The sequence below is a fragment of the Caballeronia hypogeia genome, from assembly GCF_001544875.2.
In the GTDB taxonomy this organism is placed as follows: Bacteria; Pseudomonadota; Gammaproteobacteria; order Burkholderiales; family Burkholderiaceae; genus Caballeronia; species Caballeronia hypogeia.
The window spans coordinates 24003-49337 of sequence record NZ_FCOA02000007.1 but is presented as its reverse complement, the minus strand read 5'-3'; the positions used below and the strand labels follow the sequence as shown (position 1 = coordinate 49337).

At 59.6% G+C, this 25335-nt stretch carries 24 protein-coding genes and 5 pseudogenes; 21 read left to right on the top strand and 8 right to left on the bottom strand.

Translation table 11 applies throughout. The features are described from left to right. The first annotated feature begins 6 nt into the window (after window positions 1–6). From AWB79_RS13190 to AWB79_RS13185, 3 genes and pseudogenes are all read left to right on the top strand, one after another. Window positions 7–1668, top strand: a complete 1662-nt coding sequence (locus tag AWB79_RS13190; protein WP_061167881.1) for a 3-(methylthio)propionyl-CoA ligase — start codon at window positions 7–9, stop codon at window positions 1666–1668. A 14-nt stretch (window positions 1669–1682) separates the two neighbouring features. Then, window positions 1683–1860: pseudogene (locus AWB79_RS38225) on the top strand (acetyl-CoA C-acyltransferase); the annotation flags it as partial. A 51-nt stretch (window positions 1861–1911) separates the two neighbouring features. Then, window positions 1912–3201: a multidrug effflux MFS transporter gene (locus AWB79_RS13185; RefSeq protein WP_082862356.1), complete on the top strand. Its 1290-nt coding sequence runs from the start codon at window positions 1912–1914 to the stop codon at window positions 3199–3201. A gap of 996 nt (window positions 3202–4197) precedes the next feature. Here the strand turns inward: AWB79_RS13185 and AWB79_RS40405 are convergent. After that, a pseudogene (locus AWB79_RS40405) lies at window positions 4198–4439 on the bottom strand (transposase); the annotation flags it as partial. A gap of 419 nt (window positions 4440–4858) precedes the next feature. On the opposite strand from AWB79_RS40405, the gene AWB79_RS38215 reads away from it, so the two are divergent. Further along, complete coding sequence (locus AWB79_RS38215) at window positions 4859–5227, top strand: BON domain-containing protein (protein WP_074169366.1); 369 nt, start codon at window positions 4859–4861, stop codon at window positions 5225–5227. Window positions 5228–6065: 838 nt separating this feature from the next. Here the strand turns inward: AWB79_RS38215 and AWB79_RS38210 are convergent. Continuing rightward, window positions 6066–6308: pseudogene (locus AWB79_RS38210) on the bottom strand (transposase domain-containing protein); the annotation flags it as partial. A gap of 124 nt (window positions 6309–6432) precedes the next feature. On the opposite strand from AWB79_RS38210, the gene AWB79_RS13180 reads away from it, so the two are divergent. The 5 genes from AWB79_RS13180 to AWB79_RS13160 all read left to right on the top strand — a co-directional run bounded on the left by AWB79_RS13180 (window position 6433) and on the right by AWB79_RS13160 (window position 12246). Beyond that, window positions 6433–7665 (top strand): site-specific integrase, encoded by a 1233-nt coding sequence (locus AWB79_RS13180; RefSeq protein WP_061167879.1) that lies wholly within the window; start codon window positions 6433–6435, stop codon window positions 7663–7665. Next, on the top strand, window positions 7662–8543 hold the full coding sequence (locus tag AWB79_RS13175) for a tyrosine-type recombinase/integrase (protein WP_232470895.1): 882 nt from the start codon (window positions 7662–7664) through the stop codon (window positions 8541–8543). The genes AWB79_RS13180 and AWB79_RS13175 overlap by 4 nt, the downstream gene beginning before the upstream one ends. 73 nt (window positions 8544–8616) lie before the next feature. After that, a complete protein-coding gene (gene istA / locus AWB79_RS13170; RefSeq protein WP_061167878.1) occupies window positions 8617–10266 on the top strand; it encodes an IS21 family transposase in 1650 nt (549 codons plus the stop codon). After that, a complete protein-coding gene (gene istB, locus AWB79_RS13165) occupies window positions 10263–11033 on the top strand; it encodes an IS21-like element helper ATPase IstB (RefSeq protein ID WP_061167877.1) in 771 nt (256 codons plus the stop codon). Before istA ends, istB begins: the two co-directional genes overlap by 4 nt. 217 nt (window positions 11034–11250) lie before the next feature. Beyond that, the gene (locus tag AWB79_RS13160) at window positions 11251–12246 is read left to right on the top strand and encodes a tyrosine-type recombinase/integrase (protein WP_061167876.1); all 996 of its coding nucleotides are present in this window, start codon (window positions 11251–11253) and stop codon (window positions 12244–12246) included. 106 nt (window positions 12247–12352) lie between these two features. Here AWB79_RS13160 and tnpC read toward each other — a convergent pair. The 3 genes and pseudogenes from tnpC to AWB79_RS13145 all read right to left on the bottom strand — a co-directional run. After that, window positions 12353–13714: pseudogene (tnpC, locus tag AWB79_RS13155) on the bottom strand (IS66 family transposase); the annotation flags it as partial. A 30-nt stretch (window positions 13715–13744) separates the two neighbouring features. Further along, on the bottom strand, window positions 13745–14101 hold the full coding sequence (tnpB, locus tag AWB79_RS13150) for an IS66 family insertion sequence element accessory protein TnpB (RefSeq protein WP_061167874.1): 357 nt from the start codon (window positions 14099–14101) through the stop codon (window positions 13745–13747). Then, window positions 14077–14574 (bottom strand): transposase, encoded by a 498-nt coding sequence (locus tag AWB79_RS13145; RefSeq protein ID WP_061168045.1) that lies wholly within the window; start codon window positions 14572–14574, stop codon window positions 14077–14079. Before AWB79_RS13145 ends, tnpB begins: the two co-directional genes overlap by 25 nt. Before the next feature lie 179 nt (window positions 14575–14753). Here AWB79_RS13145 and AWB79_RS13140 point away from each other — a divergent pair, with 179 nt between their 5' ends. The 9 genes from AWB79_RS13140 (at window position 14754) to AWB79_RS13100 (ending at window position 18836) form a co-directional block, all read left to right on the top strand. After that, entirely contained in the window at window positions 14754–15023 is a 270-nt protein-coding gene (locus AWB79_RS13140; protein ID WP_061167873.1) for a CopG family ribbon-helix-helix protein, read from the top strand. Beyond that, entirely contained in the window at window positions 15020–15343 is a 324-nt protein-coding gene (locus tag AWB79_RS13135; protein ID WP_061167872.1) for a type II toxin-antitoxin system RelE/ParE family toxin, read from the top strand. Before AWB79_RS13140 ends, AWB79_RS13135 begins: the two co-directional genes overlap by 4 nt. Window positions 15344–15606: 263 nt before the next feature. Next, a complete protein-coding gene (locus AWB79_RS13130; RefSeq protein WP_157695761.1) occupies window positions 15607–16020 on the top strand; it encodes a hypothetical protein in 414 nt (137 codons plus the stop codon). Continuing rightward, window positions 16017–16520 carry a hypothetical protein gene (locus tag AWB79_RS13125; protein ID WP_061167870.1) on the top strand — a complete coding sequence of 168 codons (504 nt, stop codon included), beginning with the start codon at window positions 16017–16019 and terminating at the stop codon, window positions 16518–16520. The genes AWB79_RS13130 and AWB79_RS13125 overlap by 4 nt, the downstream gene beginning before the upstream one ends. Before the next feature lie 69 nt (window positions 16521–16589). After that, the gene (locus AWB79_RS13120) at window positions 16590–16982 is read left to right on the top strand and encodes a hypothetical protein (RefSeq protein WP_061167869.1); all 393 of its coding nucleotides are present in this window, start codon (window positions 16590–16592) and stop codon (window positions 16980–16982) included. Between the two features lie 37 nt (window positions 16983–17019). Next, window positions 17020–17517 carry a hypothetical protein gene (locus AWB79_RS13115; RefSeq protein ID WP_061167868.1) on the top strand — a complete coding sequence of 166 codons (498 nt, stop codon included), beginning with the start codon at window positions 17020–17022 and terminating at the stop codon, window positions 17515–17517. A gap of 168 nt (window positions 17518–17685) precedes the next feature. Continuing rightward, on the top strand, window positions 17686–17907 hold the full coding sequence (locus AWB79_RS13110) for a DUF3717 domain-containing protein (protein WP_061167867.1): 222 nt from the start codon (window positions 17686–17688) through the stop codon (window positions 17905–17907). A 21-nt stretch (window positions 17908–17928) separates the two neighbouring features. Next, window positions 17929–18432, top strand: coding sequence for a hypothetical protein (locus AWB79_RS13105; RefSeq protein ID WP_061167866.1), 504 nt, complete (start codon window positions 17929–17931; stop codon window positions 18430–18432). A gap of 101 nt (window positions 18433–18533) precedes the next feature. Then, window positions 18534–18836, top strand: coding sequence for a hypothetical protein (locus tag AWB79_RS13100; protein ID WP_157695760.1), 303 nt, complete (start codon window positions 18534–18536; stop codon window positions 18834–18836). Between the two features lie 68 nt (window positions 18837–18904). Here AWB79_RS13100 and flgM read toward each other — a convergent pair whose 3' ends face one another. The 3 genes from flgM to AWB79_RS13090 all read right to left on the bottom strand — a co-directional run bounded on the left by flgM (window position 18905) and on the right by AWB79_RS13090 (window position 21672). Continuing rightward, window positions 18905–19081, bottom strand: coding sequence for a flagellar biosynthesis anti-sigma factor FlgM (gene flgM, locus AWB79_RS40055; RefSeq protein ID WP_082862354.1), 177 nt, complete (start codon window positions 19079–19081; stop codon window positions 18905–18907). A 298-nt stretch (window positions 19082–19379) separates the two neighbouring features. Further along, on the bottom strand, window positions 19380–19826 hold the full coding sequence (locus AWB79_RS13095) for a response regulator (protein WP_063963490.1): 447 nt from the start codon (window positions 19824–19826) through the stop codon (window positions 19380–19382). Between the two features lie 151 nt (window positions 19827–19977). Beyond that, window positions 19978–21672, bottom strand: a complete 1695-nt coding sequence (locus tag AWB79_RS13090) for a methyl-accepting chemotaxis protein (protein ID WP_061167864.1) — start codon at window positions 21670–21672, stop codon at window positions 19978–19980. Between the two features lie 267 nt (window positions 21673–21939). Here AWB79_RS13090 and AWB79_RS13085 point away from each other — a divergent pair, with 267 nt between their 5' ends. From AWB79_RS13085 to AWB79_RS38200, 3 genes and pseudogenes are all read left to right on the top strand, one after another. Further along, complete coding sequence (locus AWB79_RS13085) at window positions 21940–22677, top strand: nucleoside 2-deoxyribosyltransferase (RefSeq protein WP_061167863.1); 738 nt, start codon at window positions 21940–21942, stop codon at window positions 22675–22677. Between the two features lie 47 nt (window positions 22678–22724). Continuing rightward, window positions 22725–23759 carry a tyrosine-type recombinase/integrase gene (locus AWB79_RS13080; RefSeq protein ID WP_082862353.1) on the top strand — a complete coding sequence of 345 codons (1035 nt, stop codon included), beginning with the start codon at window positions 22725–22727 and terminating at the stop codon, window positions 23757–23759. 224 nt (window positions 23760–23983) lie between these two features. Next, window positions 23984–24572 (top strand): annotated as a pseudogene (locus AWB79_RS38200) (mechanosensitive ion channel family protein); the annotation flags it as partial. Window positions 24573–25335: the final 763 nt, after the last annotated feature.

The following is a 25335-nucleotide window of genomic DNA, read 5'->3' as shown; positions in this document are numbered from 1 at the left end:
GACGCCATGAATGGCTTGATGATGCAAAAGAAGTTGTTGATCTCCTCACTCATTGTGCATGCCGATCGCCATCATGGCGATACAGAGATCGTGTCCCGGCGGGTGGAGGGCGATATCCATCGCTACACTTTCCGTGACTGCCACCGTCGCGCTCGCCAGATGGCCAACGCGCTGACGAGCCTGGGTGTCAAACCCTCCGACCGGATCGGCACGCTGGCATGGAATGGCTACCGTCACCTGGAGTTGTACTACGGCGTCTCCGGCATGGGTGCCATTCTGCATACCATCAACCCTCGTCTGCATGAAGACCAGGTCGCTTATATCGCGAATCACGCCGAAGACCAGTACATCTTCTTCGACCTGACCTTCCTGCCGTTGATCAAGGCCGTCGCCGAGCGCTGCAAGACCGTCAAGGCGTTCATCGCCATGACCGATTACGTCCACATGCCAAAAGACGCCGGCATTGACAACCTGCTGTGCTATGAAGAGCTGATCCAGCAGAGTTCGTCCGACTACTCCTGGCCGGTTCTCGACGAGGACGCCGCCAGTACGCTCTGCTACACCTCTGGCACGACGGGCAACCCGAAAGGCGTCCTGTACAGCCATCGCTCATCGATGCTGCACACCTATGCGGCGGCGCTGCCTGATGCGCTGAACTGTTCGGCGCGCGACGTGATCCTGCCCGTCGTGCCGATGTTTCATGTCAATGCGTGGGGACTTCCGTACATCGCGTGCATGGTCGGGGCCAAACTTGTATTTCCGGGGCCGGCTCTGGACGGAAGATCACTGTATGAACTGCTCGATGCCGAGCAGGTTACGCTCTCCGCTGGCGTTCCGACCGTCTGGCAAAGCCTGCTAAGTCATGTTGAGGAAACAGGCCAGTCATTCTCGAGCATGAGACGCACCATCATTGGTGGCGCGGCCTGCACCCCGGCCATGTTATGCAAGTTCCAGGAAACCTACGGTGTAGCGGTATTGCACGCCTGGGGGATGACTGAACTGAGCCCTATGGGAACCATCTGCACCATGAAGGCCAGGCACCTTAAGATGTCCCTGGAAGAGCGTCATGCCGTGCAGTCTAAGCAGGGCCGTGTGGTGTTTGGTGTCGACATAAAAATCGTTGGCCAGGACGGCATGGAGTTGCCCTGGGACGGCGCGACTTCTGGTGACCTGCTGGTGCGTGGGCCATCGGTGGTGTGCGACTACTTCAGGAACGAAGGGGAAAGTCCGCTGCAGTTCGACGGCGAAGGACAAGCATGGTTTCCGACCGGCGATGTTGCGACCATTGATGCCGATGGTTTCATGCAAATCACCGATCGCAGCAAGGACGTCATCAAGTCGGGTGGCGAATGGATCGGCTCCATCGACCTGGAGAATATCGCGATGGCGCACCCGGCAGTCTCTCAGGCAGCGTGCATTGCCGCGAAACACGCGAAGTGGGACGAGCGTCCATTGCTGATCGTCGTCACGAAACGGCAAGCGGATTTGACGCGGGAAGAACTGCTCGCCTTTTATGAAGGCAAGATCGCGAAATGGTGGACGCCGGACGATGTGGTCTTCATCGACGAGATCCCGCTGGGTGCAACAGGGAAAATTCTGAAAAATCAGTTGCGAGAGCGCTACGGCGATTTCCTGATGCAGCCAGCGGAACGCCGACGCGTCGCCTGACCCGGCGCGCCATGGCCCTCGCCACACCCGATGGCTCCGGCACCTCGATGAGTCATCCGATCGGGGGCCACGGGCGCGCTATTTACCGTCAAGGCCGTGCACGAGTTGCATCGCGTCCAGCGTCGGTATGCGCTGGTCACGATGTTCATTGGAGGCGGACAGGGAATCGCGGCCGTCTTCGAGCGCACCTGATTGGTTGAGTACAGGCTTGGCAGCCACCATCGGCACGGGGTCCAATGAACGATGTCTGGCTGCGCGTTATGCGCATCTGAAGGACGTCGTCACTCACCCATTACCCCATCACTCATGCAATCCCCATCCGACAGAAGGCCACCACTGAGCCCCGCGCAAGCACTGCCTTTGCTAGGGGTTCTGGGCATTCTGGTATCCCTGTGGTCTGACATTCTGTTGCCTACCCTCACGGCGATTCAGCAGGACCTGCACATATCGGCTACCTCCGTGCAGCAAACGGTGTCGCTCTTTTTTGTAGCCAATGCCTTTATGTGCTTGTGGCATGGCGTCATTTCAGACGCCTACGGAAGGCGAAGGCCTCTGCGTTTCGTATTAGTGGTGCTGCTGCTGTCTTCCTTGTTGTGTTTAAAAGTGACGCGCATTGAGGAACTCTGGGTGCTGCGAACCGTGCAAGGCCTGGCAGCCGGCATAGGAACGATTCTGTGCCGTGCCATCATTCGCGACATGTATTCAGGCGCCGACGCACAAAAAATGATTGCGCGTACGAGCATGGTCCAGTGCCTGGGGCCCACCTTGGTACCCATGCTAGGCGGATGGCTGACGTTCGTATGGGGGTGGCGCGCAGTATTTGCCTTCCTTTCGGTGATGGCGGTGCTGATGTTGATGGTCTACAGTCGGCTGTTGCCGGAAACCCTGCCGCGTATCCGCCGTCAGCCTATGCGCGCCGACACTCTGTGGCGCGCCTACCGCATTGTGCTAGGGTCGGCCTGGTTTATGCGCCTGACCGTGGCCCATGCCTGTAACTGGATGGCGATGTTCCTATATGTCGCAGCCGCTCCACAGTATGTAATCCATCTTTTGGGGCGCCCTGCGACCGAGGTCTACGTGGCATATGTGCCAATGGTGCTGGGGCTGATTGCGGGCCTGGTATGTCTGCCACTCCTGCTTCAGCGATGGGGCACGCAGCGCACTGTGCGCGTGGCCTACCTCGGCTTTCTGGTTGTCAATCTTATTAATGTGGCATTGGCCCTGCTGGTGGCACCCGGGCTAATTCACCTGGTGCCGTTGGGTGCTTATGCCTTTATGGTGGCCCTGTCCATGCCGCTGCTCATAGGGCATGCGCTGCAACCATTTCCTGAGAACGCGGGCTTAGCCGCATCCTCCCAGATGCTTTTGCAATACACAGGCATGGCCCTGATAGCCGGCGTGCTGGCCCCGCTGCTTTGGAACTCCTTCTGGCTCATGGCCGTGGGCTGTGCGGCGCTTACGCTGGTTGGCGCAATGTTGTTGCTTTGGCAAGGCCGAGCCACTCGTCAGGCAAATCGATTACCCGTGGCCTGAATCGGCGGCCGGCTTCTGCGCTTCTTCACTTGAAGACACGGCCCGCCTGCTCCCTCGCTGTTGACGGCGTTCAACGGGTCCACTAGCGGTAGTGCGTCCCACGCCATCCCAACGATGAAGGATGACGACGACTGGAAAGGGGCCCTGTTCCGATGGCTGAGAAAGCTCCGCGCCCATGCCGCTACCTGGGCAGCCTACAGTGGCATCGTCAAAAACGGGTAGGTCACGTGCTTTAGACTATAGACACGCAGGCCAAAAGTATCAGCATCGCAACCAGTTGCGCGACGCCCCAGCGAATTTTGATCGCATGTCTTGGCGGAGTTTTCAACGGCATCCGATTTGACGCTGTTCCACGGATGCTCGCTGGAAATGGGGCGGCTGGAAAGCCCTCCGTAGCGGTTCGGCTCATTCAGGCGCGGCAACGGACCCGGCATGCAGCCCCCCGACAAGGAAGATCAAAGCCAGGGACGATCACCGTTCAGTAAGCGAATCAAATTTGCGGAGGCCATCATAAAGATCGTAACCAACTTTGCAGGCCGCGCGCAGGAGTCCGCCCCTCGCCACCATGCAGAGGCGAATGAGTCACGCAGCGGCTTGCGGCGCTCGACGCAGGTGCCGGCAATCGACGTCTTCGAGGGGACGCGAGGGAGACTAGAAAACACGGCGAAGGGGCAATTCCATGCCACGGTCGATCAGAGCGGTTGGCGACGAACGGGCGCTATTCGTTCTCGGTGCCGGAGTCCGTCGCGCGCGCAGAGCTGCGCCCTTTGACCAGAGGGAACGAACTATGAAATACCTTGGGCGAGCTCGCCGGGCTTAACTGACTTCCCTGTTCCATTGCTCCCCAGGCCCCTAATGCGTCAGAGCACGTGAGGATCGTGGGTATCGTCCAGGGACGCAGCGCGCCGTAGTCGTCAAAGGTCTTCGCCAGGGGAAGGCCCCCTTGGCCTTCAACCTGCTTGGGCGAGCGCTAGGTTCCGTTGTGACCGGGGTATTGGCAGACCGACTGGGGATGACGCCGTTGAACCAGCGTGTCAGTGCGCTGTCAGGCTGGTAGCGCAGCCAGCACCATGCCATCCGGTGAGTAACGCGCCCACTCGTCGGTTGCCCCGTCTGCTGATGCCCTGGTCGACCTGGCTCTCGCCGCTGTTGTAGGGCTAGGCCACCAGCCCCGTACAGGCTCCCACCTGGCGCCGGTTGTTGAACTCCGTCCAGAACAGTTCGAGCGCGAGGCGCGATCGGCTTGCAACTGTTGCCACCCGCCAGCGTCGCATCCGCCGCCGTATTGTTGATTGGCGTGCGTCCCTGCGCGGAGAACGTCGTCCAAACGAATTTCCGCAGCCTTGTGTCATCGGGTCGCTGTTTCACGACAACTGCCGATCGTCGGCACCGTGAAAGTGTTGCCACTTTCTGAATGTCCTATAGAATCGCTGTGCAGATCTCTTGGACCGCAGACCAGAAAAATCAGGGCGGTTGTTTGAAGACAGTACACACTCCCGCCGGTGCTTATGAAGCTAGGTCAATCGTATTCGATGTCGATTCGTTATGAGCAAGGAGGGTAGCAAACGACCATCGCCAAGCGCGAACGGTCGTACCGTCGTAGCGGACCAGGATCCCTGTCGGGATCTAACATGACTTTTGACAACGGGAGCGAGCAATGAAGGTTATCAGAACACTCAGGTTGGTTGGCGGGGCATTGATGGCTGCGGCATCCGTTGCTGCATGGTCGCAGACTAGCGAACCCGCTGCCGCGCCTGCTCAGTCCAGCATCGCACCAGCAAGTGAGCCAAGTGCGAAAGCGACCAAACAGGCGAATCGCGGTCTGAGCAAGAAGGTGCTTCATGCACTGTCGAATGGAGGTGTCAACACATCCGGAATCAACGTAACCGCTAAAGGTGGTGCGATTGTGCTTGCCGGACACGTCCCCGACTCCACGCAAATCGATAAAGCCAGCAAGGTAGCGAAGAGTGTACCGGGCGTTACGTCGGTGAAAAATGCACTATCTCTTAAAGAGATGGGCCAGTAACGGTTTTTCGTCAGTCGGCCGGGTTGCCCCGGCTGGCACGCGGCAGGCACTCAAGCTGCCGTTCTTTCTTCAGTCGTGGATCTTGTCGGGCCTGCGCACCGCACGCGCGTGCCTTGAACAATCTTCGTCATTGCGCCGCTCGCATTGCGCACGCACGTTCAGGCCACCGCTTCTTCGTCGGAATGTTTTCACCTTCTTCTTCGAGTGCCGTTCGCACCTCTTCGTGAATTCTCGCGTCGTAGGCCGGTTTCTTCCCCGGTGTCGTGCCCGCCAAACGCTGGTTCGGTCCAAAATCTTCCCATGTCTAACGTCGTTCGGTATGTGCTTCATTACCGCGCGCGGGTTGACGCGTCCCCGCTCAAGCTTGCAGACGCATCGATCACTGCGGCAGTAATGTAACGCCGTCATGTGGCCCTTATGGGCCGCCGGTGGAAATTGATCATGCAGGAAAGAAAAAGAGTGCTTGTCGCTGTGGGCGAGCACGATCGCACTGTTAGTTCGTTGCCCAGTCGCTGACATTGCGCTACCACGTGGTAGATCTTTAAGATTCGCTACCGCCCCACCCGCGTCGTTGCGCAGAAGCTATGGCCGCGAAAAAGAATCTGCGACCAATCTCCACGTTCGCGCAACAAAACTAATCTAAAGGGTAATAATACGAATTATCAGGCATGGAGCATCGCGAAAAGTCGGCGTTGGCGGCCACCGAACTCCGGAGTGCGCGCCGGCGCGCTATCTGAGGATTCGGCTGGACGCCCTTGGACGAGCTGTATGCGATCCATCACCGACGCCCCTCAGAGGGGGATGTGCGGCGTGCAGCATGTGTAAACGCGGCGTTGGGTTAGCGAAGGTCCGCAGGGATTTTCCAGGGAAGCAGTGCGTCGTAGTCGTCGACGGTCTTTGCCAGAGGTAGCCGCTGGAACAGCCAGGTGAGGTAACGATACGGGTCGATGCCGTTGGCCTTGCAAGTTTCGACCAATGCGTAGAGATTGGCGCTTGCGTTCGCACCGTCGACGGTGTCCGAGAACAGCCACCCGCGGCGCCCGACGCAGAAGGGACGGATTGAGTTTTCGCAGGGATTATGCCGACTCCCCGATTATGCCGCGTCATGAATGCGCGCGACGGTGGATAGGGTCGTTCGTGATTGCCGTGTCGGCATAACCGTATGATTTCTCAGGCTGGCTTTCTTGCTGGCCAGGAGAGATCACATGAAGGTGACACGCAGAGCCAGCAAATCTGGCGGGCTGCCGGCCCGTCACATTGATGCATTTCTTGACCGTCTACGCGCGGCACACTATTCCGAGGTGACGCTTCGCAAGAAACGAAGTGTCCTATATACGTTCTCTACGTGGATGAGGAACGGGGACATCGACCTGATTAATCTCGATGAGTCTGTCACGGCGCGCTTTATAAAGCGCATGATCGACGCATCACAAGACCGTGTCCAGCGTGCGCGTCCCACCTTACGGCAGTTTCTCGCCTACCTGCGCGCGGAAGCCATTGTGTGCCCGCCGACGTTAGACGGCCAGTCGGAGATTGAGAACATCTATCGGGGATACCTGGATTATCTAAGGCAGGATCGCGGACTAGCGAAGAATTCGCTGCTTGTCTACGGGCCTTTCATTCGCGACTTTCTCGACAGCCACGCGGCTGGCGACGGAAGTAAATTGCCCGATGCGTTTGACGCGGTAACGATCCGGAATCATCTTCTTGCCCGCAGCAAAGGTCGATCAGCGGAGTACACGCGACTGATGGCAGTTGCGCTTCGCTCGTTCTGCCATTTCCTCTTTCTGCGCGGCGATACGGCCCGCGACCTGTATGAGGCAGTGCCCTCGGTTCGTAAGTGGCGGCAATCGACGGTACCGACATTCCTTACGCCCGAGCAGCAAGAGGCGCTCATTGCATCTGCAAACCGGTCGACTCCGACGGGGCGTCGTGACTATGCAATCCTGCTGTTGTTGGCGCGACTCGGCTTACGTGCCGGAGAGATCGTCGCAATCGAGCTCGACGACATTCACTGGCGTTCGGGGGAACTCGTCGTTCATGGTAAGGGGAAGATGGTCGAGCACGTGCCGCTGCCATGGGAAGTCGGCGAAGCAATCGCAGCTTATCTTCGCGATGGTCGTGGACCGAGTGCATCGCGGCGCGTCTTCCTTCGCAGATTGGCACCTCGGGTTGGATTGGCGGGGCCGGCGGCGATTGGCAAGATTGTATGTCAGGCCTTCGCACGGGCCGGCTTCCGCCCTGCGTGCCGGGGTGCCGCACATCTATTCCGTCACGGTCTCGCGACGACAATGATTTGCCACGGGGCCTCGATGGCAGAAATAGCCGAGGTCTTGCGACACCGCTCACCGGACAGTACCGCGATCTATGCGAAGGTCGCCTTCGAGGACTTGCGCGAGATCGCACGCTCGTGGCCCACGGTTGGAGGTGCGATATGACTGCGATTCGAGACTCTCTTGCGCGGTACGTGGCGGCCCGCCGTACTCTCGGAGCGTCGTTCTATGAACCCGCCTTGGCGCTCGGCCATTTCGTTGATCTTCTGGAACGCGAAGGCGCCGAGTTCATTACCACCGATCTAGCTCTGCGCTGGTCGACCGCGTCCGTAAATGTCGAACGTGCCACTTGGGGGCGGCGCCTTTCGCAGGTAAGAGGATTCGCTAGATGGATGAACGTCATTGATAGTCGAAACCAAATTCCACCGGCAGGACTCCTGAGCGCACGCAGACGGCGCAATGCCCCGCATATCTACACTGAGCATGAAATTGTTTTACTGATGACTCAAGCCGCTCAATTGCGCTCCCGCACCGGCATGCGAGCACTGACGTATTCGACGCTCATAGGTCTGCTTGTAGCAACCGGCCTTAGGCCCGGCGAAGCGCTTCGACTCGACCGGTCTGACGTTGACCTCGTTAGCGGGATACTCTCTATCCGGGAATCGAAGTTCGGCAAGTCGCGCTTTGTTCCTGTAGCAGAGTCGACCCGGGCGGCGCTCGGACATTATGCCCAGAAACGCGATCAGCTCTGTCCTTTACGATTGAGCGAGGCGTTTCTGGTCAGTGAGCGCGGCAATCGACTGAAGGCCTGCAGTGCGCGAAGCATGTTCGTCAGAATGTCGCGCGCCGTTGGCCTGCGACCGGCGACGGAGGATGGGCGCGATGGTTACGGTCCGCGCCTCCAGGACTTCCGGCATAGCTTCGCGACTGGAAGACTGGTCGAGTGGTATCGAGCCGGTTTGGACGTCAGTCGCCCTGGCGGGCACCCAAATTCCCCCAGGGATGGGCACTTCAAATTCCCCCACCCGATGACCGCCGGCTGAGCTGCTGAGCCGTCGGCAACGATGCTGCAGGACGTCTATTTTCTTCTCCTTCGAACAAGAAGGAGAACAGGGAGTGAACGTTTTGAAGCAGCATCTGCAAAGCACGATATTCACGTTGCTCGAGCGCGGGGCGAGCCAGCATAAGATCCATGAGCTCACCGGCGTCGATCGCAAGACGATCCGTCGCTACCAGGCGATGTACGAATCCCAGCGGGCGGCGGGCGCAAATTCCCCCACCAACGCGCCCACCGGCTCGGACGGGTCGATGGGCGCGCAAACTCCTCCACCGCAAACTCCCCCATCTCCGCGCCCACCGGCTTCCGGCATGGCCGCACCGGTCAAACCCTTCAATTTCGCCCGCTCGGCAAGTGAGCCCCACCGCGAGTGGATCGAGCAGCAGGTACGCCTGCAGCGCAATGCCCAGGCCATCTATCAGGATCTGGTTGACCAGTTCGGCTTCACCGCGAGCTACGACAGCGTCAAGCGCTTCGTGCGCGCCCTGCGTCACGTCGACCCCGAGCAGTTCGACCGCCTTGCGTTCGCTTGCGGCGAGGAATCACAGGTCGATTACGGCGAAGGCGCCCCGACGCGCGATCCGAAGACGGGGCGGTACCGGAAACCGCGCCTGTTCGTCATGACCCTGCGTTACTCGCGACGCAGCTTCCGGCGCGTAGTGTGGAAGTCCAGCAAGCACGTCTGGGCACAGCTTCACGAAGAGGCCTTCCGGTACTTTGGAGGTTCAACTCAATACGTAGTCCTTGATAATCTGCGTGAGGGCGTCATCACGCCGGACCTGTACGAACCGGAAATCAACCGGCTCTACGCCGCGATGCTCGAGCATTACGGGGTCGTCGCCGACCCAGCACGCGTAAGAGATCCGAATCGCAAGGGTACCGTGGAAAGCGCTATCAAGCATACACAGAGCACAGCCCTCAAGGGTCGCCGCTTCGAGTCCATCGAAGCCCAGAACGAATTCCTGATGCACTGGGAGGAGAACTGGGCCGCCAGACGCATCCACGGCAGCGCGCGGCGGCAGGTCCAGGCGATGTTCCAGGAGGAGAAGCCGCATCTGCAGGCGCTGCCGCTCACCGGGTTCCGCTACTTCACCGAGGTCGTGCGCACCGTCTGGGACGACACCACCGTCAGCATTGACCGCAGCCACTATGCCGCCCGTCCCGCGCCCATCGGCTCCCTCGTGTGCGTGCGCATCTACGACACCACCCTGGAGATCCGCGACCGCCGAACCCAGGAGCTGCTGCGCACGCATCCGCGCCACACCGAGCCCGGCTCGCTCGAGCTTCCCGAGAGCGAGCGCCCGTTCAACCCGTCGCGCCAGACAAGCCTGGCGCTGGCGAGCGCCGGCGACATCGGACCGCGGGCGAAGGCTCTCTGCCAGCACCTGTTCGACGCGGAAGGTCGCGTCGGCCATCGCGGCATGTGGGGCATCGTCGCGCTGGCGAAGAAGTATCCCGCCTGGCTCGTCGAACAGGCCTGCGACCACGCCCTGCGTCACCACCTCTATCGCTACCGGCAGGTGCGCGCCGTCGTCGAGAGGCTGTTCGAGCAGGCGCTTGAGCGCCTGGATCGCGCGCCGCAGCTCGCCTTGCCGCTTACCCAGGAGCATGCCCTGATCCGGCCCGCCGCCGAATACGGCGAGCTCTTCAACGCCGGCGCACAGCACAACGCCGGAACTCAACCCTCCACAACAGGAGAAACTGAATGACCAACACACTACCCGACATCGAACGCGCACTCAGGCTGCTACGCCTGTCGGGCGTGCGCGACACGCTCGAGACCCGCGTGCTGCAGGCACAGGGCAGCCAGCAGCCGTTTCTCGAGACCTTCGCGCTGATCCTGCAGGACGAACTCGACCGGCGCCAGTCGCGGCTCATCGAGCGGCGCTACCAGCAGTCCGGACTCGAGGAGAAGGTCACGCTCGCCGAAATCGACTGGTCCTTCAACCCGAAGCTGCCGCGTCAGGCCTGTTTCCAGCTGCATGCCCTGAAGTTCATGGCCTCCGGCGAGAACGCGCTGATCATCGGCAAGACCGGAACCGGCAAGAGCCACGTTGCGAAGGCCGTCGCGTATCAGGCCGTCCAGCATGGCCACAAGGTGCAATACATCGAGACGGATGACTTCTTTAACCGCTACGCGCTGAGCCCGCCGGCCCAGCGCGAGGCGAGGCTACGGGCCATCCTCGAGAGCGATCTGCTTGTGCTCGACGATCTGTTCCTCTCGCGCACGATCCCCGACGAGGCGGGCGCGTTGCTGCAAACGCTCGTCCATCAACGCTACAAGCTGCGCCGCAGTGTGGTCGTGACGTCCAACCGGGTCGTGCAGGACTGGGGCACCTATCTCGGCGACAACACGATGAGCACCACGATCCTCGACCGGCTCATGCATCATTGCCACCTGCTGGAGTTCGCCGGGCGCAGCTATCGGCTCAAGGAGGCTGCCGAGGCCCTTGCGCGAAAGACGAAAGAGAGCTAAAAACCATCTCGTCCTGCTTCACGGGGTGGGGGAATTTACGTGCCCGTAAGTGGAGGAATTTGAACTGCCCGCCAAGGGTCAGTCGGGAATTGCCGAAACTTGCTACCTACCTCGGGCACGTCAACGTCGGTCTTACGTACTGGTACATCGAAGCGGTTCCTGAGTTGCTTGAACTTGCTGCAGGCTATCTCAGCAAGAGTTGTCCGGGAGAACGGCCGTGAACGCCGCCAGTCTTCCCTCCCTCGTTCAAAGGTTTTTTACCCAACGCCTTCTCGAGCAGCAAGGTCTGAGTTCGCATACGGTGGCAAGTTACCGTGACACGTTCCGGCTCCTGCTAGCGTTTGCCACGAAGCAAATCGGGCGCGCGCCGTCGAAGCTGCAAATCGAAGACTTCGACATGTCGTTGATCAATAAATTCCTACAGCATCTCGAACTCGGCAGAAGCAATTCGGTGCGGACACGCAATACGCGGCTTGCCGCGGTGCATGCATTCTTCCGGTTCGTCGCAGTCAGCGAGCCAGCGTTGTTTCTGCAATGCCAGCGCATTCTTGCTATTCCATCTAAACGCTGCGAACACGGCCCTGTTGAGTTTCTTACTGAGAGCGAGGCCACCGCTCTGGTGGAGGCGCCTGATGTACGAACATGGATCGGCAACCGCGACCGAACACTGCTTCTTGTAGCGGTTCAAACGGGTCTGCGCAACAGCGAATTGACCGCGCTCCGGCGTCAGGATGTGATGCTTGGCACAGGCGCTCACGTTCGTTGTCTTGGCAAAGGCAGAAAGATGAGATGCACGCCGCTGCGACCGGATGTGGTTGCCGTCCTGAAAGGGTGGTTGTTGTATCAGCAGGGAGAACCAGGTGATCCAGTCTTCCCTAGTTCGCGCGGTGGTCATCTCAGTGCCGATGCCCTTCAGCGACTCGTGTCACGCAACGTCGAAATCGCGCGTCTCTCGTGTCCCTCGCTGAAGAAAAAATCCGTTACACCCCATACGCTTCGACATGCAGCGGCGATGAGCTTGTTGCATCACGGCGTAGACCTGTCCGTAATCGCGCTCTGGCTCGGTCACGAATCGTCCGAGACGACTCAGGTCTATTTGCACGCTGACATGCAACTCAAGGAAAGCGCGCTCTCGCACGCAACAGCGAGTGGCATCGCGCCAACACGCTACAAACCCCCAGACCCGTTGCTCGCCTTCCTAGAGGCTCTCTGATAATGCCGACAATCCGACCAGTGCGGAACAGGGATCCGCCCAATCGTTATGGAAGTTGATTCATGACGCGGCATAATCGGGGAGTCGGCATAACCCTTGTCATGCCGATAGCGGCATGACAAGGGTTGTTCGATATGGGCCAATCGCCGTTCTCGACGTATCGGATCAGCTTCGGCCACTGTTCGCGCACGTAGGTTAGCGCCTTGCCGAGCAAGCTATTGGGCAGGACACCGGGCGATTGCTCGAGCATCAGATTGTGGATGGCGTCGAGCACACGTGCACTATACCGTCGTCGCAATCGCTGCCGCCTGTCGGCTTTCCGTTTCGCGCTACGCGCCTCGGCAACGAACAACTTTCCGATCAGCTTGATGAAGCGCGTCGCGAGCAGATCGGGCGAGCGCGCTGCCTTGGGCACATTGTCCTCTGCCTTGACGAAGTAGCGCCGGCAATGAACCCAGCATCCGAGGTGCACGAGCTGGTAACGCTGGGCAATGCCATTGTAAGGCTCGTATCCGTCGGTCATCAGGGCCGCACCTTCACGCACGCCGACGAACAGCTTGTCAGCCAGCTTTGCACCTCGTCCTGGCGTGTAGGTGAAGCAGCAGATCGGCGTGCCCGAGCCGGTCATCTGCGACCAGAGATAGCTCTTTGTTTGTGGCTTGCGCCCCTTCTCCTTCAGGACCTGGAATGTCGTCTCGTCGCAGTAGATCAGATCGGCATCGAGCAACGCATCGCGCATCAGGTTGATCACAGGTTGCGTCGCAAGCCCGACACGGACGATGCTCGCGGCGATGGTGTTCGATGAGATGTCGCCGCCGAAGCGTCGCAGTAGGCCGGCCTGACGGTAGAGGGGCATCCCGAACTGATACTTGCCGGCAGCGATCCACGCGAGCGCCGATTCGCTCAAGAGTCCGCGCGGGATGATGCGCGGCGGCGCTGGCGTGACCTTGATGCCAAGATCGCAGCACGGGCAGGCATACTTGACGCGCTGGTGTTGGATGACCCGAAGCTGCTCCGGGATCACGTCCAGCTGTTCGCTGGTTTCTACTCCGATCTCCACAAGCGCATGACCGTCGTTGGCGCAGAAGCGATCGGCTTCGGGCAGTTCGTGTCGCACGACATCGCGCGGAAGACTGGGATCGAGCGGCTTGCGGTGACCACGCTTCTTGCGAGTGTGCGCGTCAACCTTCGTTTCCGGTGTGTCTTCCTGCGCGGGCGTGGAGTTTGCGCCGAGCGCCTCAGCTTCGTTGAACAAGCCGTATTGATCAGAATCTCGCGCTTCACTCTTTGCGCCAAACAGCTCGCGTCGGTAAGCCCGTAAGCGCTCCTCCGCGAGGTCACGCTCCGCTGTCACGAGTCGCAGCGTGCTGCGCAGCTCATCATGTTCTCGCTGAAGCGCAGCGTGCTCCTCGCGCATCGCCAGGAGTGCCTTGAGCTCGTCGGCAGAGAGGGTGACGTTGATCGGCATGTCGCTTAGACCGGCACGCCAATGTCGTGTTCAACTCACACGAGCATAATGTCGTTTCGGATGGCGCCGAAGCGCGGCAATGTCAGCACCCTTGAGTAGCCACTGCAATCGCTCGACGTCCAGCGTGACGACCTCTGTACTACTGTCGGGCCAGACGAAGCGGTCCTTTTCTTCGAGTCGCTTGAACAATAGCCAGAACCCGTTGTGATCCCAACCGAGGATCTTGATACGATCACATCGCCGGTTCGTGAACACATAGAGCGACGCGTCCATCGGGTTCAGTCCCATCGCCTGCTCCACGAGAATCGACAGGCTGTTCATTCCGAACCGGAAATCGACGGGATCGCGGTGCAGATAGACGTTCAGACCTTCGTCAAACCGGAACACGGCAGCCTCCCAAGCACCTGGACGATCGTCGTGATCTCTTCGACGCCAGCCTCGCCGAAGTTGAGTTCGACACCGTTAGGTAACCGAACATGCAACGCGAGCGTCATCGATGGAACTGGAGTGGACGGTGTCGACGGCGGCACCGGGGCAGAGATGACGGGAACAAACGCTGGTAAGGTGCTTGCACTACAGGGGCTTCTGACGGTCCGCGCAGCAATGTCGATCGAAACGCCATCGATTACCACAGGGTCCGGTTCTCGGGAATCGTGCAGGATCTGCGGCTGATACCGCGCGATCCATCGGCGCAACTGGTTCGGGTTGACGTCGTGATCCATGGCGGCACGCGCGATCGACACACCCGGCTTCAGGCACAGTGCGACCAGTTCCCGTACAGCATCCTCGTCAAATTCGCGCCGGCCGTCCCGTTTCTGGCCAACGACGAGCCTGCTGCGAAGGTCTCGATTCTCGTTCATTGCGGTCTGAGTGCATGTGTCCACGCGGACACATAGGTTCAGACCTTCAGCCGCTCATTGGAAGGACGTTGTTTCTGGACCGCATACGACGAGCTTGGCGCCCGCCAAAACCGCATGCGTAACACATGCCGTTTATTGATCTACAATAATTCCTATTGGACAATCGACGGAGACGAAACATGGTGGCAGAGACCAGGACGTTGACGGCACAGGTGCCCGTCGAACTTGCTCAGGAAGTAGATGCGTTGTCGGAGCGTCTTGAGCGGCCCCGCCAGTGGATCATCAAGAAGGCGCTGGTCCAGTTCCTTACTCGCGAGGCCGAGAAGCGACGCCTGATTCAGGAAGGTCTGGATGACGTCACCGAGGGCCGTCTGATCTCGATGGACGAAGCTCGGGCCTGGGCGGATAGCCTGGGCGCGGACAATGAGCTGCCGGTACCGAAGGCGTGAGCGTCAAGGTCCTCCTAACCAGCAAAGCGATGTCCGATTTGAGCGCGATCGCGGCGCATGTGAAGAAATACAACGACGCCGCCATCGCGCGCAAGGTCGTCAATGCGCTGCTCGACGATGCAGAGCGCCTGGGGCAGGACCGTTTTCATCGTATCGGGGAAGAACTAGACGGCTACGATGGACCCCCGGCGCGCGAAGTGCATCGGTGGGTGTGCCTCGCTGGACGCTACGAATTTCACTACGAAGTCCTGCCGGCCTACGCGGACGAACCGATTGCAATAGCGATCCTTCGTGTCTGGGACACCCGGCAAGACCGGTAAGACCGTGCTCGACCAACTAGTGACGCAACCACAATTCAAAGACTCGTCGAATGTGCCGCTCTGAGACGGCCTGCGCGTCGATCTCGCACGGGAGCTTAACTTCGGGCGGCATTGGATAGGCTTTGGCGTCAGGGCGATGGTGCAAGAAGGACTAAAAACCAGCCCGGGAATGCCGTTATGCACCAGTAGGGTCGGCATCGGGCCCCGCCCACCGGCAACGTTGTGATTAAAGCTTTTCCGACTAGATTCAAATGACGCAACACATGCAGGACACAACCGCCGCATACATGGAACGAGCGCGCGTGCTCACGAGCATGAAAAGGCGGGCCGTCGAAGAGATCATCAAGTCAAGAGGGGGCACCCAGATGACCCACGTCGCCGTGCAGCGGAAAGCGGCGACGATCCTTGGCAAATTAGCGGCATCTATTAACGTCCGCGCGGGCGATGCAAGGCAGCTCGTCAAGATGTATGAGCGGTTCGGGGAGTTCGAGATGCGCGCCGAGCTTGAGAGCCTGTTCGGTATCGCCGACTTGCAGCTGTTGGCCACCGAGACCGATGAAGCGGTCAAGGCTGCCATTCAAATGAAGCGAGCCGATATGAATCTCACAGGCGCAGCGATTACGACGCGCTTGCGAAACCAGCCGCCTAGATCGAGAGAAATCCGGAAAAACAAATGACGATTGACGACGGTACGACCATCTACGTCCAACTACAGATTGATGTGTACGGCGGATGCGTCGAGCTTCTGAGCAAGGAAGTCACGGAGGCTGACGCGCTCCAAATGTTCGCAAAGGCGAGCAGCGACCCCCGATTGATCAAAGAGGACGTCGCAACGTTGCTTGCGACCGAGACTCAAGGCGATGTCTTGCTGTTGGGCTACTCGACCACGGGGCTTCGGGGCCCTCACGGGACGGTCGCTTTCGCCCGGGAGCATGCAATCGATGCGGCGGAGAAGTATTTCGGCTTCTCGCCCGATGAAGTCCGCGCAGCGCTTCATCCCGGCAATGTCGCAGCATTGATCGACGAGCGCGAACGCGGCATGGCGCGGCTGCAAGATGACTATCCCGAGCTTGCAGAGTTCTACGATGCCTTCGTGGAAGCCATGGACGACATAAGAGAGAACCCCCCGGACGAATTCAAGCGGGAAATGGCGCTGATCCGCGGCCCTCTGCACTAGAAGGCCCGTTGCCAGCCACCTTCCCTGTTCTCGCGAACAGAAGCCGATTAAAAAGGAGAAAGCGAAATCATGTTGAAGCCGCCAGTCGATGTTTTTGTCGCCGGCAAAGCCTTAGTGGATCTTAAGCAGATAGTCGTCAATGCCTGCATCGAAAAAGCAAGGTCTGAGGGTTCGAGCTTGACGGTAGCTGAGCGGAAAGGTGCAACTTTCTTTTACCGATATGCCGAAATGAACCTGCGCGTGTCGAAGGCGAGGGCCGCGCAATACGTGCGAGTCTATGAGCGCTTCGTCGACTCCCGGCATAGGGCCAAGGTGGAGGCGCTTTTCAATGCAGGCGAACTGGCGGTTCTGGCGCCGTACTCGGACGATGAACTGACCGGGATCGTGTTGGAGAAGGCAATGAATCCAACCCTTACCCGTGAACAACTGAAACATCTACTCAAGACCCGACAAGCAGCATGAACGGGTACTCAATCACCAACGTCGAAAGGGAAAACATATGTCCAAACTTGATGGTGCAACTGTCTATGTCGAGCTAGAACGCGCCGGAGGTGGCCGCATTGAAATTTACTCGCGCGAAGCGACGAAGGAAGAGGCGCTGCGGATGTTCGACTCCGCGAGCAACGACCGGCGAGCAATCGAGGACGATCTTGCCTCGCGTCTCGCAGCCGAGGTCAAAGGCGACCTGCTTTGCTCTGGCTATTTTTTCGTTGACGGCGATAAAGACGCGCACGAGGATGTGGCATTTCCAATCTCGCATGCAGTCGCTGCTATCAGCGAGCATTTTGGCATCGAAGTCGAAACGCTGGAGCGCGCGTTGGAACCCGCGAACATAGCCGCGCTTACCTCTCTGAAAGAGGCCGAACTCGCCGCGTTCTGCAAGGACCATCCGGAGATCATGGCTAGCGCCGAAGCAGCTGGTGAACGGCACCGCGCCGTGCAGGCAGCGTTGGCTGAGGAACTGGCCCACGAATTGGAAGGCGAAGTAAAGCACTAGCACGTTGCCCACCCAACGCTCACGGCCTAGTGAGCATTGGGCGACGCTGCCGGCGTCGAGCCGTTGCCGCCACTCGTCAGAAAAATGGCGCTCGTCGACGCATAGCAGACAAAACGCGACGAAGAGTAATATCATCCGTCACCTGACAGAGCAACGGCAGCTAGCAGCATGAACGAGTACTCGATCACTGATATTGAGAACGCCATCAACTACTGGCGATCGCGGCAGGCGGCGACGGATGACTTTGCTGTCTGCCCGCGAGCAAGGATGCTGGCGGACGTGTACGGAACGATGATCTATCATCAGCGAGAGCGGGTCGAAGCCAGATACTTGACGGCGGAACAAAATGAAGCGATAGGTCTTGCGCTCGCCCAGAAGGAACTTTTTTGATCCCGACGAGAGGGGGCAAACGTGTCGAACGCCGGTAGCGCCCTGGTTTGGGTCGACGCTGTGGCCGGCGGTGGCCGCGTCGAGATCTATTCGCGAGAGGTATCGAAGGCGGACGCGCTGCGCATGTTTGCATCAGCCAGCACCGACACGCGAGCTTTCGAAGAGGACCTCATAGACTGGGTGGCAACGGAGATAGTCGGCGACGTTTTGTTCGCCGGCTATTTCTGCCCCAAGAGCAAAGGCTTGGACGAGGAAAAGCAAGTGTCGTTCGCGCTCGTACATGCTTGCGACGCTATCAGCAAGCATTTCGGCATTGACGCAGGACTCCTCCAACGCGCATTGCGGCCTGAGAATCTGGCGGAGTTGGCCGCCGAACGGGATGCAGAGATCGCATCTCTGGTCCATGATCTTCCCGAACTGACGAAGGACGCCGAGGCCGTGCGAGAAAAGCATGCGTCGGTGCAAGCTGCTCTTGCCGACGAACTTGCGAAGGCGATCGCAGACGGCAAAATCACCTCCCATTAGGCGTTCGGGACCACTCGCCCCGCCTTGACAACTCCTTCGCGTCACTAATCTTGGAAATGAGCCGAGTATGTCACTCGGCCGTTACCAGACGGAGAAAGGGGATGCCTTTTTGTATCGACGCCTCGTCTATAGCTTTCACAAAGACCCGTCGCGGTATCAACGCGAGAGCGACGATCTTGTCGGAAGACGGCACTCGAATCGGCGAAATCAGCGATATCGCGGAAAGGATTGTTGCTGACGTAGAATTCGTTTCGCTCGCGGTCCGCTCGGCGTTTGTCAAAGAGGCCCGAAATGTGAATCCGACGGTTTTCGGTCGCGCCGATCACAACGACGAAGTCTTCGCATCAGAGTACGCACGAGCGTTACTTGCTGAGGCGGAACAAGTCCTGTTGGCCCGCATGTGACCGGTCGAGCACAGCTCTCACCCCACGGGACGAACGCACCCTGGGGGCGCTCTCGCCGACGTTTTCGGTCAGCGCGGCGTGGTTTGCACTAGGTCACGCGCCAAGCCCAGCATTCCGTCCGCGATGCTGGCCGAATCGGTGCTGTACGTACCGTCACGCAGTGCGGCTTTGATGGCTGCCACCTTGTCTGTATCGATATCAGTCGCGCTCGATCCGTGCAACGTGCAAGACGACGACAACTTCACGGCCGAACTGCCTGCCGTGACGGCGTTCGACTGTTGTGCGGTGACGGTCGCGTAGTCTGTAAAGTGTTCGTCGCGCGCCGGATATCGATTTGGCGTGAGGTGTCCGCGCCGCTGCTTGTTTGGATCTTCATGGTTTCGTTTCTCGCTGGCTTTAGTTTTCTAACGGAGCCTGCTTTGAAATCTTTACCATGCGAGGGGGCGTGCGGGTGCCCAACCACCTCATCGCTAGCCGGGGAGCCTTGCTGGGCGGGGTCTCCGCCCATTTGAAACAAATTGAAACAAAGTGTGAGCGGGCGGACTACGTCGCGGCGTTGAAGATGGCGCCGAACACGGACGAGCCGCGATCTATTGGGGCGGCGGTTGTTGCGGGCGGTGCAATCTGAGCCAGCTTGTCGGCCAGTGCGGCCTCTGAGAACGGCTCTACGATGTAGCCATTAGCACCGGCGCCGATTGCGGCGATGACATTTTCGCGCCTCTTCTCAGCGGTCACCATCAGTACCGGGAGGTCGGCGTGATCCTCCGACCTACGAATCTCCTGCAGCAGGGACAGCCCGTCCATATTGGGCATGTTCCAATCGGTGATAACGAGATCGAACCGCTGTGCTTTGAGCTTTTCAAGCGCTGCAACGCCATCATCTGCTTCGTCGACGATCGTATAACCGATCGACTTGAGCATTTTTCGAATCAAACTGCGCATGGTGGCCAAGTCATCGACCACCAACAAGCGTGTATCGGCATTCGCCATCGGTTAGTCCTTCTCTTTCATCACTTTTATGAACGACGGCGGACCCTGCCGGCGCACAGCGCTATCAGGCTATGTGCGCAGGCGATCGGCGGTCGCGCCCATCCGACGGACCCGGCTGCTGCATTAGCGGCGGCAAGGTCGTCTTCCACGCTTAGAACGTCGCCCAATCGCCATCGGCCGCCGTATGCACTGGGTGCGCGGCCGCAAGCGATGGCTTCGCCGCTCGCGTCACCGGTGGCGATTTCTTGGGCGTTGCTGTCCGCGTCGGCTGCGGCGCATAGTTGCTCGTTGACGAGACGGAGAGCGTTTGGCCAGTGCGGAAAACGGCGACGGCTGCGGTCAATTGCTTCGCTTGGTCCTCCATCGAACCTGCCGCTGCTGCTGCTTCCTCAACGAGCGCCGCGTTTTGCTGCGTGACCTCGTCCATCTGCGAGATGGCTTGATTCACCTGCTCGATGCCGCGGCTTTGCTCGTTCGAAGCCGAAGCGATCTCACCCATGATGTCGGTGACGCGCTGGATAGCGGTGCCGACGCGCTGCATGGTCTCCCCTGCTCGCGCGACGAGTTCCGTACCCGCTTGCACTCGGTCGCCGGAGGTTTCGATCAAACTTTTGATCTCCTTCGCAGCGGCTGATGAACGCTGTGCGAGGCTTCGGACCTCGCTCGCGACTACCGCAAAGCCACGGCCTTGCTCGCCTGCGCGCGCCGCTTCGACCGCCGCGTTGAGCGCCAAGATGTTCGTTTGGAAGGCGATGCCTTCGATCATGGCGATGATCTCAGCGATCTTTGCGGAGCTCTCCTCGATGCCCGCCATCGTGTCGACGACCTGACCGACGATGGCACTGCCCTCGTTGGCTACGACGTTGGCGTTGTCCGCCAGGCCGCTCGCCTGCATGGCGTTCTCGGAATTCTGCTTGACCGTGGAGGTAAGCTCTTCCATGCTCGCGGCGGTTTCCTGAAGAGAAGCCGCTTGCTCCTCCGTACGCGATGACAGGTCCGTATTGCCAGCAGCGATCTGTTTGCTGGCGCTGGCAATCGCCTCACTGCTCAGCCGAACAGTCCCGACCGTGGCGACCAACTTATCTTTCATGGTCGCGACGCCGGCAAGCAATTGCCCCATCTCGTCGCGCGTCTTAATCGACACCTCGTGCGTGAGGTCGCCGTTCGAAATGTGCTCGAAGTGCTTCAGTGCCTCTGCAAGTGGCGTCATGATGGCCCGGCGCAGGACGAACCAGCCAAGCGCTGCGGTAGCAAGACCCACGAGCAATGCCAACACTCCAAGGGTACGCAGTTTCGACACGCGGGCGTCGCTTTCGGCCGTCTGACGCTTCGCATCGGCGAGTTGGAAATCCTGCAGCTTGTCGAAGGCTTCGATACACCGGTTGTAGGACGTCGGCATATCCTGGAACGCGATGCGGTCTATCGCCTCTTTGTCGCCCGCTTCGATCGCAGCGCTGAATTTGTTGACGACCTGTCGCATGTCGGCGCGAGCTTCCGCAACGCTCTTTGCCAATGCGTTCTCGTCGGCTCCGCGTGGGGCAGACTCGTACTTGCTGTACCACTCGTCTGATTTGCGCATAAAGCCATTGGCGCGTGCAACCAGTCCGCCGGCGTCTTTGTCCGCCGGATTCAACGCATAGCGGTCGAGCGCGAGCCGCGCACGTGCGATGTAGTTGTTCGATATGCCGAGAGCGTTGACCGCTGGCAGCGAATTATCAGCGATGTCTTTGGCCGATGAATAGGTAGCAGTGATGCCGTACAACCCAAAGCCGACTGAGAGCGCCAGCAGAAAGCCGAGGAAAGCCATGGTGAGCGCAAGCCGCGCCCGAATCGTGAGGTTCTTCATAGTTCTTAGTTCTAGCGCTCAAAGTAAGGCAACACGATCGCGCAGTGGCGGGTGCCTGCCGCTTCTCGATTAGAAGAGGGTCAATGTCTATCGGCATCGACCGTCACAAGCTGCAGTAAAAAAGATATTTAATGACGGGTCGGTAATTATGACTGCATGCGCTCCTGCCTTTTCGCTGAGCTTGTCGCAACGTGCGGCTGACTTGACTCGACGGGGTTGTTGGTAAGCTCATAGGAATCAATAGCCGCAGAGCGACGCCACGAACCGATGTCCAAAAGAAATCCGACGAAGTCGCAGCGCGCCGTAATGGAGTTGCTCGATCAGGGCTTACCGGTCGAGCAGATCGCGAACAGTCTCGGCAAGAGCGTCTTGGCTGTGAAGAAGCAACTAAACCGAATCAAACGCCGAGTCCGAGAAGGAAGGATCGACCCCTCTCCTCTGCCGATCGAACGCGCCGCGAGCGAGCCACGCATCTACCTCGCGGGCTTTGACGTCTTTCGCCGGAACGCCAAGGATTACGGCGAGCACCTCAAGCAGCTCTGCCGCGATCGCGGTTTCGTCGGGCTCTATCCGCTCGACGGGCAAGTGCCCTCCTTGCTTCAAAGGCAAGACGCTGCACGATGGATATATGCCGCGAACATCGAATTGATCCGTTCGGCCGATATCGTGATGGCGAATCTCGATGACTTCCGGGGCGCGGGCGAGCCGGACTGCGGCACTGCGTTCGAAGTTGGCTTCGCTGTCGCGCTCGGCAAACCGGTGTGGGCGTATCGGTCAACCGAAGCGACGCTCGCTCAGCGCGTTGAGGCAGCAGCGACTGAAAACGAAGGCGCTTTCTGTGCCGGCGGCTATCTCATTGAGGACTTCGGCCTGAGCGTCAATCTGATGCTCGCTTGCTCCGCGCAGATTGTCGTAGGCGGGCCGGCTGCTTGCCTCGATGCCATTAGGAGCCTGGTCGACGACGGCACCCCCGGCTTTGGTGGCTCGGGGTTGGCGAAGCGTTAGCTTCGCTGTAGGGTTTGGGTTGAGCGAACTTCAGTATATCGATTTCTATGCCTGACGATCTTTGGCTTACCGCACCGGAAGACGCTTATGCGCAATGGCAACGGGAGGAAGCTACCGGTGCCGATCGCCGCGCGTTCGCCGACCAGTCGATCGTTCAGCATCGATCGATGTTTTCGCGGTTCAACGACTATCTGACCGCGCACCGTGTGACCGTGGCGAACTACGGAGCGGACCACCTCGACGGCTTCTTCACCGACCTCGCGCAGGACTGCGCGCCGGGCACAACGACCCGCCTGCGCTACCTCAAGCTGATCGACCGGTTCACGCGCCACCTTGTCAACGTCGAGCTACGTGCGGACAATCCGGCCGCGCTGATGCTCGTGAACGAGAGCTGGCCAGAGGACGAACCGAGGCCAATCTACCTGTCGTCGGAAGACGATGCGCGATTACAGGCGGTATGCGTCTCGACGGAAGATGCGGCGTTCAAGGAACTGAGAAATACGGCAATCGTTGCGCTGTTTCTCGCGTCGGGAGTCACGGCGGCCGAACTCAGGCAACTGCGAGTCGACGACCTCGACATGAACGGCGAGCGCCCTACCGTTTTCGTCGAAAAACATGGACCGCGCATTGCCCGCCGCGTGCCGATTGACGCCTTCGCGGCCGATGTTCTGCGCAGCTATCAGGACGCGCGCCGGCGCATCCAGTGCGCGACGCAATGGCTGTTCATTGCAACCGCAGGGGGAAAACCGATGCAGCCCGATACGTTGGTGAAATGCGTTCGAGCATCTCTACGACGCGCGGGCTTGTCCGCTGCCGACGAGAGTCCCCGCTTGCTGCGCAATACGTTCGGGCGTCGCGAGATCATTGAAGGCCAGACCAACGAGCAGGTAAGCAACCTGATGGGCTTGTCGAGCCACCGCACCGCTACGCGTCTGCGTCAAACGGTTGATGAAAAGGAGATGTCGGACGCACAAGTTTGTTTAATGCCGGCCGTGCGGCCGGCTTCGGCCAGTTGCGGCCGCTCGGTACCCTCGATGACTCGTCATTCAAGCGACCGATGTACATCCGTCTGCAGCCGTTAAGTCGGCGCCAGCAATAACAAGCGTGGCACTGAGTTAGGCGTCTAGTCGCCGGCCTTCGAAAGAAGAGTCCGTGGTAGCGCATGCGCATATCTTGAATGAACTCGGCGGGGCTGAGCGTTTGCCTGCGCTCTGTACTGGGCATCGGGAACAAAAGCCACCTTCTGGATGGAAGCATCCTTTGCCTCGCGCGGGTCGGCAGACCAGGGGATCCAGGCGCATGCAGGGGGACCGCCATCACGGACGTTAGGCTTTCGCTGGTCACTGACCTAATCACCGGGCTCTTCATCATTGTCGAGGACACGATTTCAGTTGGCGACTGGATCGATGTTGACGGACACGCCGGGACCGTGATGGACCTGACGATTCGCACTGTGCGCCTGCGTGATGGACAAGGCGCGGTCCACACCATTCCGTTCTCGCAGATCAAGATCGTGAAGAACCTTTCGCGCGATTTCGCGAATGCGGTATTCGAAGTCCGCGTGCCGTTCACCGCGAATCTTGATGAGGCGAGGCGCATGATCTCGGAGGTCGGAGCCGATCTGAGCGATGATTTCCGATATCGCAACGAGATCCTCGCGCCGGTTGAGGTGTGGGGCCTCGAACGTTTCGAAGGGAACTGCATCGTCGTGAAAGGGCAGATCAAGACGCGGCCGTTACAAGCAATGGAGCGTGGCTCGCGCGTTCAACGAGAGGCTCAAGCTCAAAATGGATGACGCAGGCATCGAGATGTTGCTGCCTCAGATGCAGCTTTATGCGTCGCCCAACGAGGCACGAACGCAGTCCGCAGTTCACGTGCTCAGGGATTCGCCGTGAACTCTCGACGGCTTACGCACAATGGCTTACCGGCGCATCGCTAAGGACCTGTCTTCTCGGTTCCGGTGGCGGAGCCGGTTGCATAAACGCCCGCCACGGGCTGTCCTGACGCAGCTGCGGCCGGGGGCGTTGCTGGCACGGAAGCTTTCCAAAGATAGGTACTCGAGGTGAGAAAAATCGCGAGCAACACAACGAATTCCATGGCGTTCGCTCCTGTCCGGGGTCGTGGCAGCGAGGGTCGGCACCCGTTGGTTCTAACAGTCGTCGTAAGGATGACTTCTGCAAACGCGGCTTTTTGATACTTCCATCAACCCGGGCCAAACTGGGCAACTGACAGTGGCTGCCGCGTTTCGGCCGTTCAACGCGTCGCTCATCAACGCGCTGATGCTGTCAGAAGTTTCGACGTGCCAAAAACTGTCGGGCGGCCGCGCCTTCACCAGTTGCAAGCCGCCAAGCGCATGCCCCAATTAAGGATAGTGGGCCTGCGACTAATTTCAATACCCAGGCCGGGCTGTGAGACGGCGCTGCGCTCGAGGTACGTGGACGCAGCGACCGACTGATCCGGGTCGTTTGCGCTTGCAAAGCGCGCGGTCGGTCACTTCGCGGGGCGCGGACAGGGGCGGCATCGCAGACTATAACGGCGGCAAGATTGCCTCCGACGTTTTCTGGGACCGCGATAAGACGGGACAAGCGTTCGGAGTCGGATCTGGGACACCCGTAGGCGCCGCTAATGGCCTCACGACCGCGCAGATGAGCATGGCGG

Excerpts from the sequence above, each read along its gene's own strand:
- AWB79_RS13085 (WP_061167863.1), top strand. The coding sequence starts at position 21,940 with ATGTCCAAAAGAAATCCGACGAAGTCGCAGCGCGCCGTAATGGAGTTG.
- AWB79_RS13100 (WP_157695760.1), top strand. The coding sequence starts at position 18,534 with ATGCCTTTTTGTATCGACGCCTCGTCTATAGCTTTCACAAAGACCCGT.
- AWB79_RS13185 (WP_082862356.1), top strand. The coding sequence starts at position 1,912 with ATGTCTGGCTGCGCGTTATGCGCATCTGAAGGACGTCGTCACTCACCC.
- AWB79_RS38215 (WP_074169366.1), top strand. The coding sequence starts at position 4,859 with ATGAAGGTTATCAGAACACTCAGGTTGGTTGGCGGGGCATTGATGGCT.
- AWB79_RS13115 (WP_061167868.1), top strand. The coding sequence starts at position 17,020 with ATGTCCAAACTTGATGGTGCAACTGTCTATGTCGAGCTAGAACGCGCC.
- AWB79_RS13175 (WP_232470895.1), top strand. The coding sequence starts at position 7,662 with ATGACTGCGATTCGAGACTCTCTTGCGCGGTACGTGGCGGCCCGCCGT.
- AWB79_RS13095 (WP_063963490.1), bottom strand. The coding sequence starts at position 19,826 with ATGGCGAATGCCGATACACGCTTGTTGGTGGTCGATGACTTGGCCACC.
- istB (WP_061167877.1), top strand. The coding sequence starts at position 10,263 with ATGACCAACACACTACCCGACATCGAACGCGCACTCAGGCTGCTACGC.
- AWB79_RS13080 (WP_082862353.1), top strand. The coding sequence starts at position 22,725 with ATGCCTGACGATCTTTGGCTTACCGCACCGGAAGACGCTTATGCGCAA.
- AWB79_RS13110 (WP_061167867.1), top strand. The coding sequence starts at position 17,686 with ATGAACGAGTACTCGATCACTGATATTGAGAACGCCATCAACTACTGG.
- AWB79_RS13130 (WP_157695761.1), top strand. The coding sequence starts at position 15,607 with ATGCAGGACACAACCGCCGCATACATGGAACGAGCGCGCGTGCTCACG.
- AWB79_RS13190 (WP_061167881.1), top strand. The coding sequence starts at position 7 with ATGAATGGCTTGATGATGCAAAAGAAGTTGTTGATCTCCTCACTCATT.
- AWB79_RS13140 (WP_061167873.1), top strand. The coding sequence starts at position 14,754 with ATGGTGGCAGAGACCAGGACGTTGACGGCACAGGTGCCCGTCGAACTT.
- AWB79_RS13145 (WP_061168045.1), bottom strand. The coding sequence starts at position 14,574 with ATGAACGAGAATCGAGACCTTCGCAGCAGGCTCGTCGTTGGCCAGAAA.
- AWB79_RS13120 (WP_061167869.1), top strand. The coding sequence starts at position 16,590 with ATGTTGAAGCCGCCAGTCGATGTTTTTGTCGCCGGCAAAGCCTTAGTG.
- AWB79_RS13125 (WP_061167870.1), top strand. The coding sequence starts at position 16,017 with ATGACGATTGACGACGGTACGACCATCTACGTCCAACTACAGATTGAT.
- AWB79_RS13180 (WP_061167879.1), top strand. The coding sequence starts at position 6,433 with ATGAAGGTGACACGCAGAGCCAGCAAATCTGGCGGGCTGCCGGCCCGT.
- AWB79_RS13090 (WP_061167864.1), bottom strand. The coding sequence starts at position 21,672 with ATGAAGAACCTCACGATTCGGGCGCGGCTTGCGCTCACCATGGCTTTC.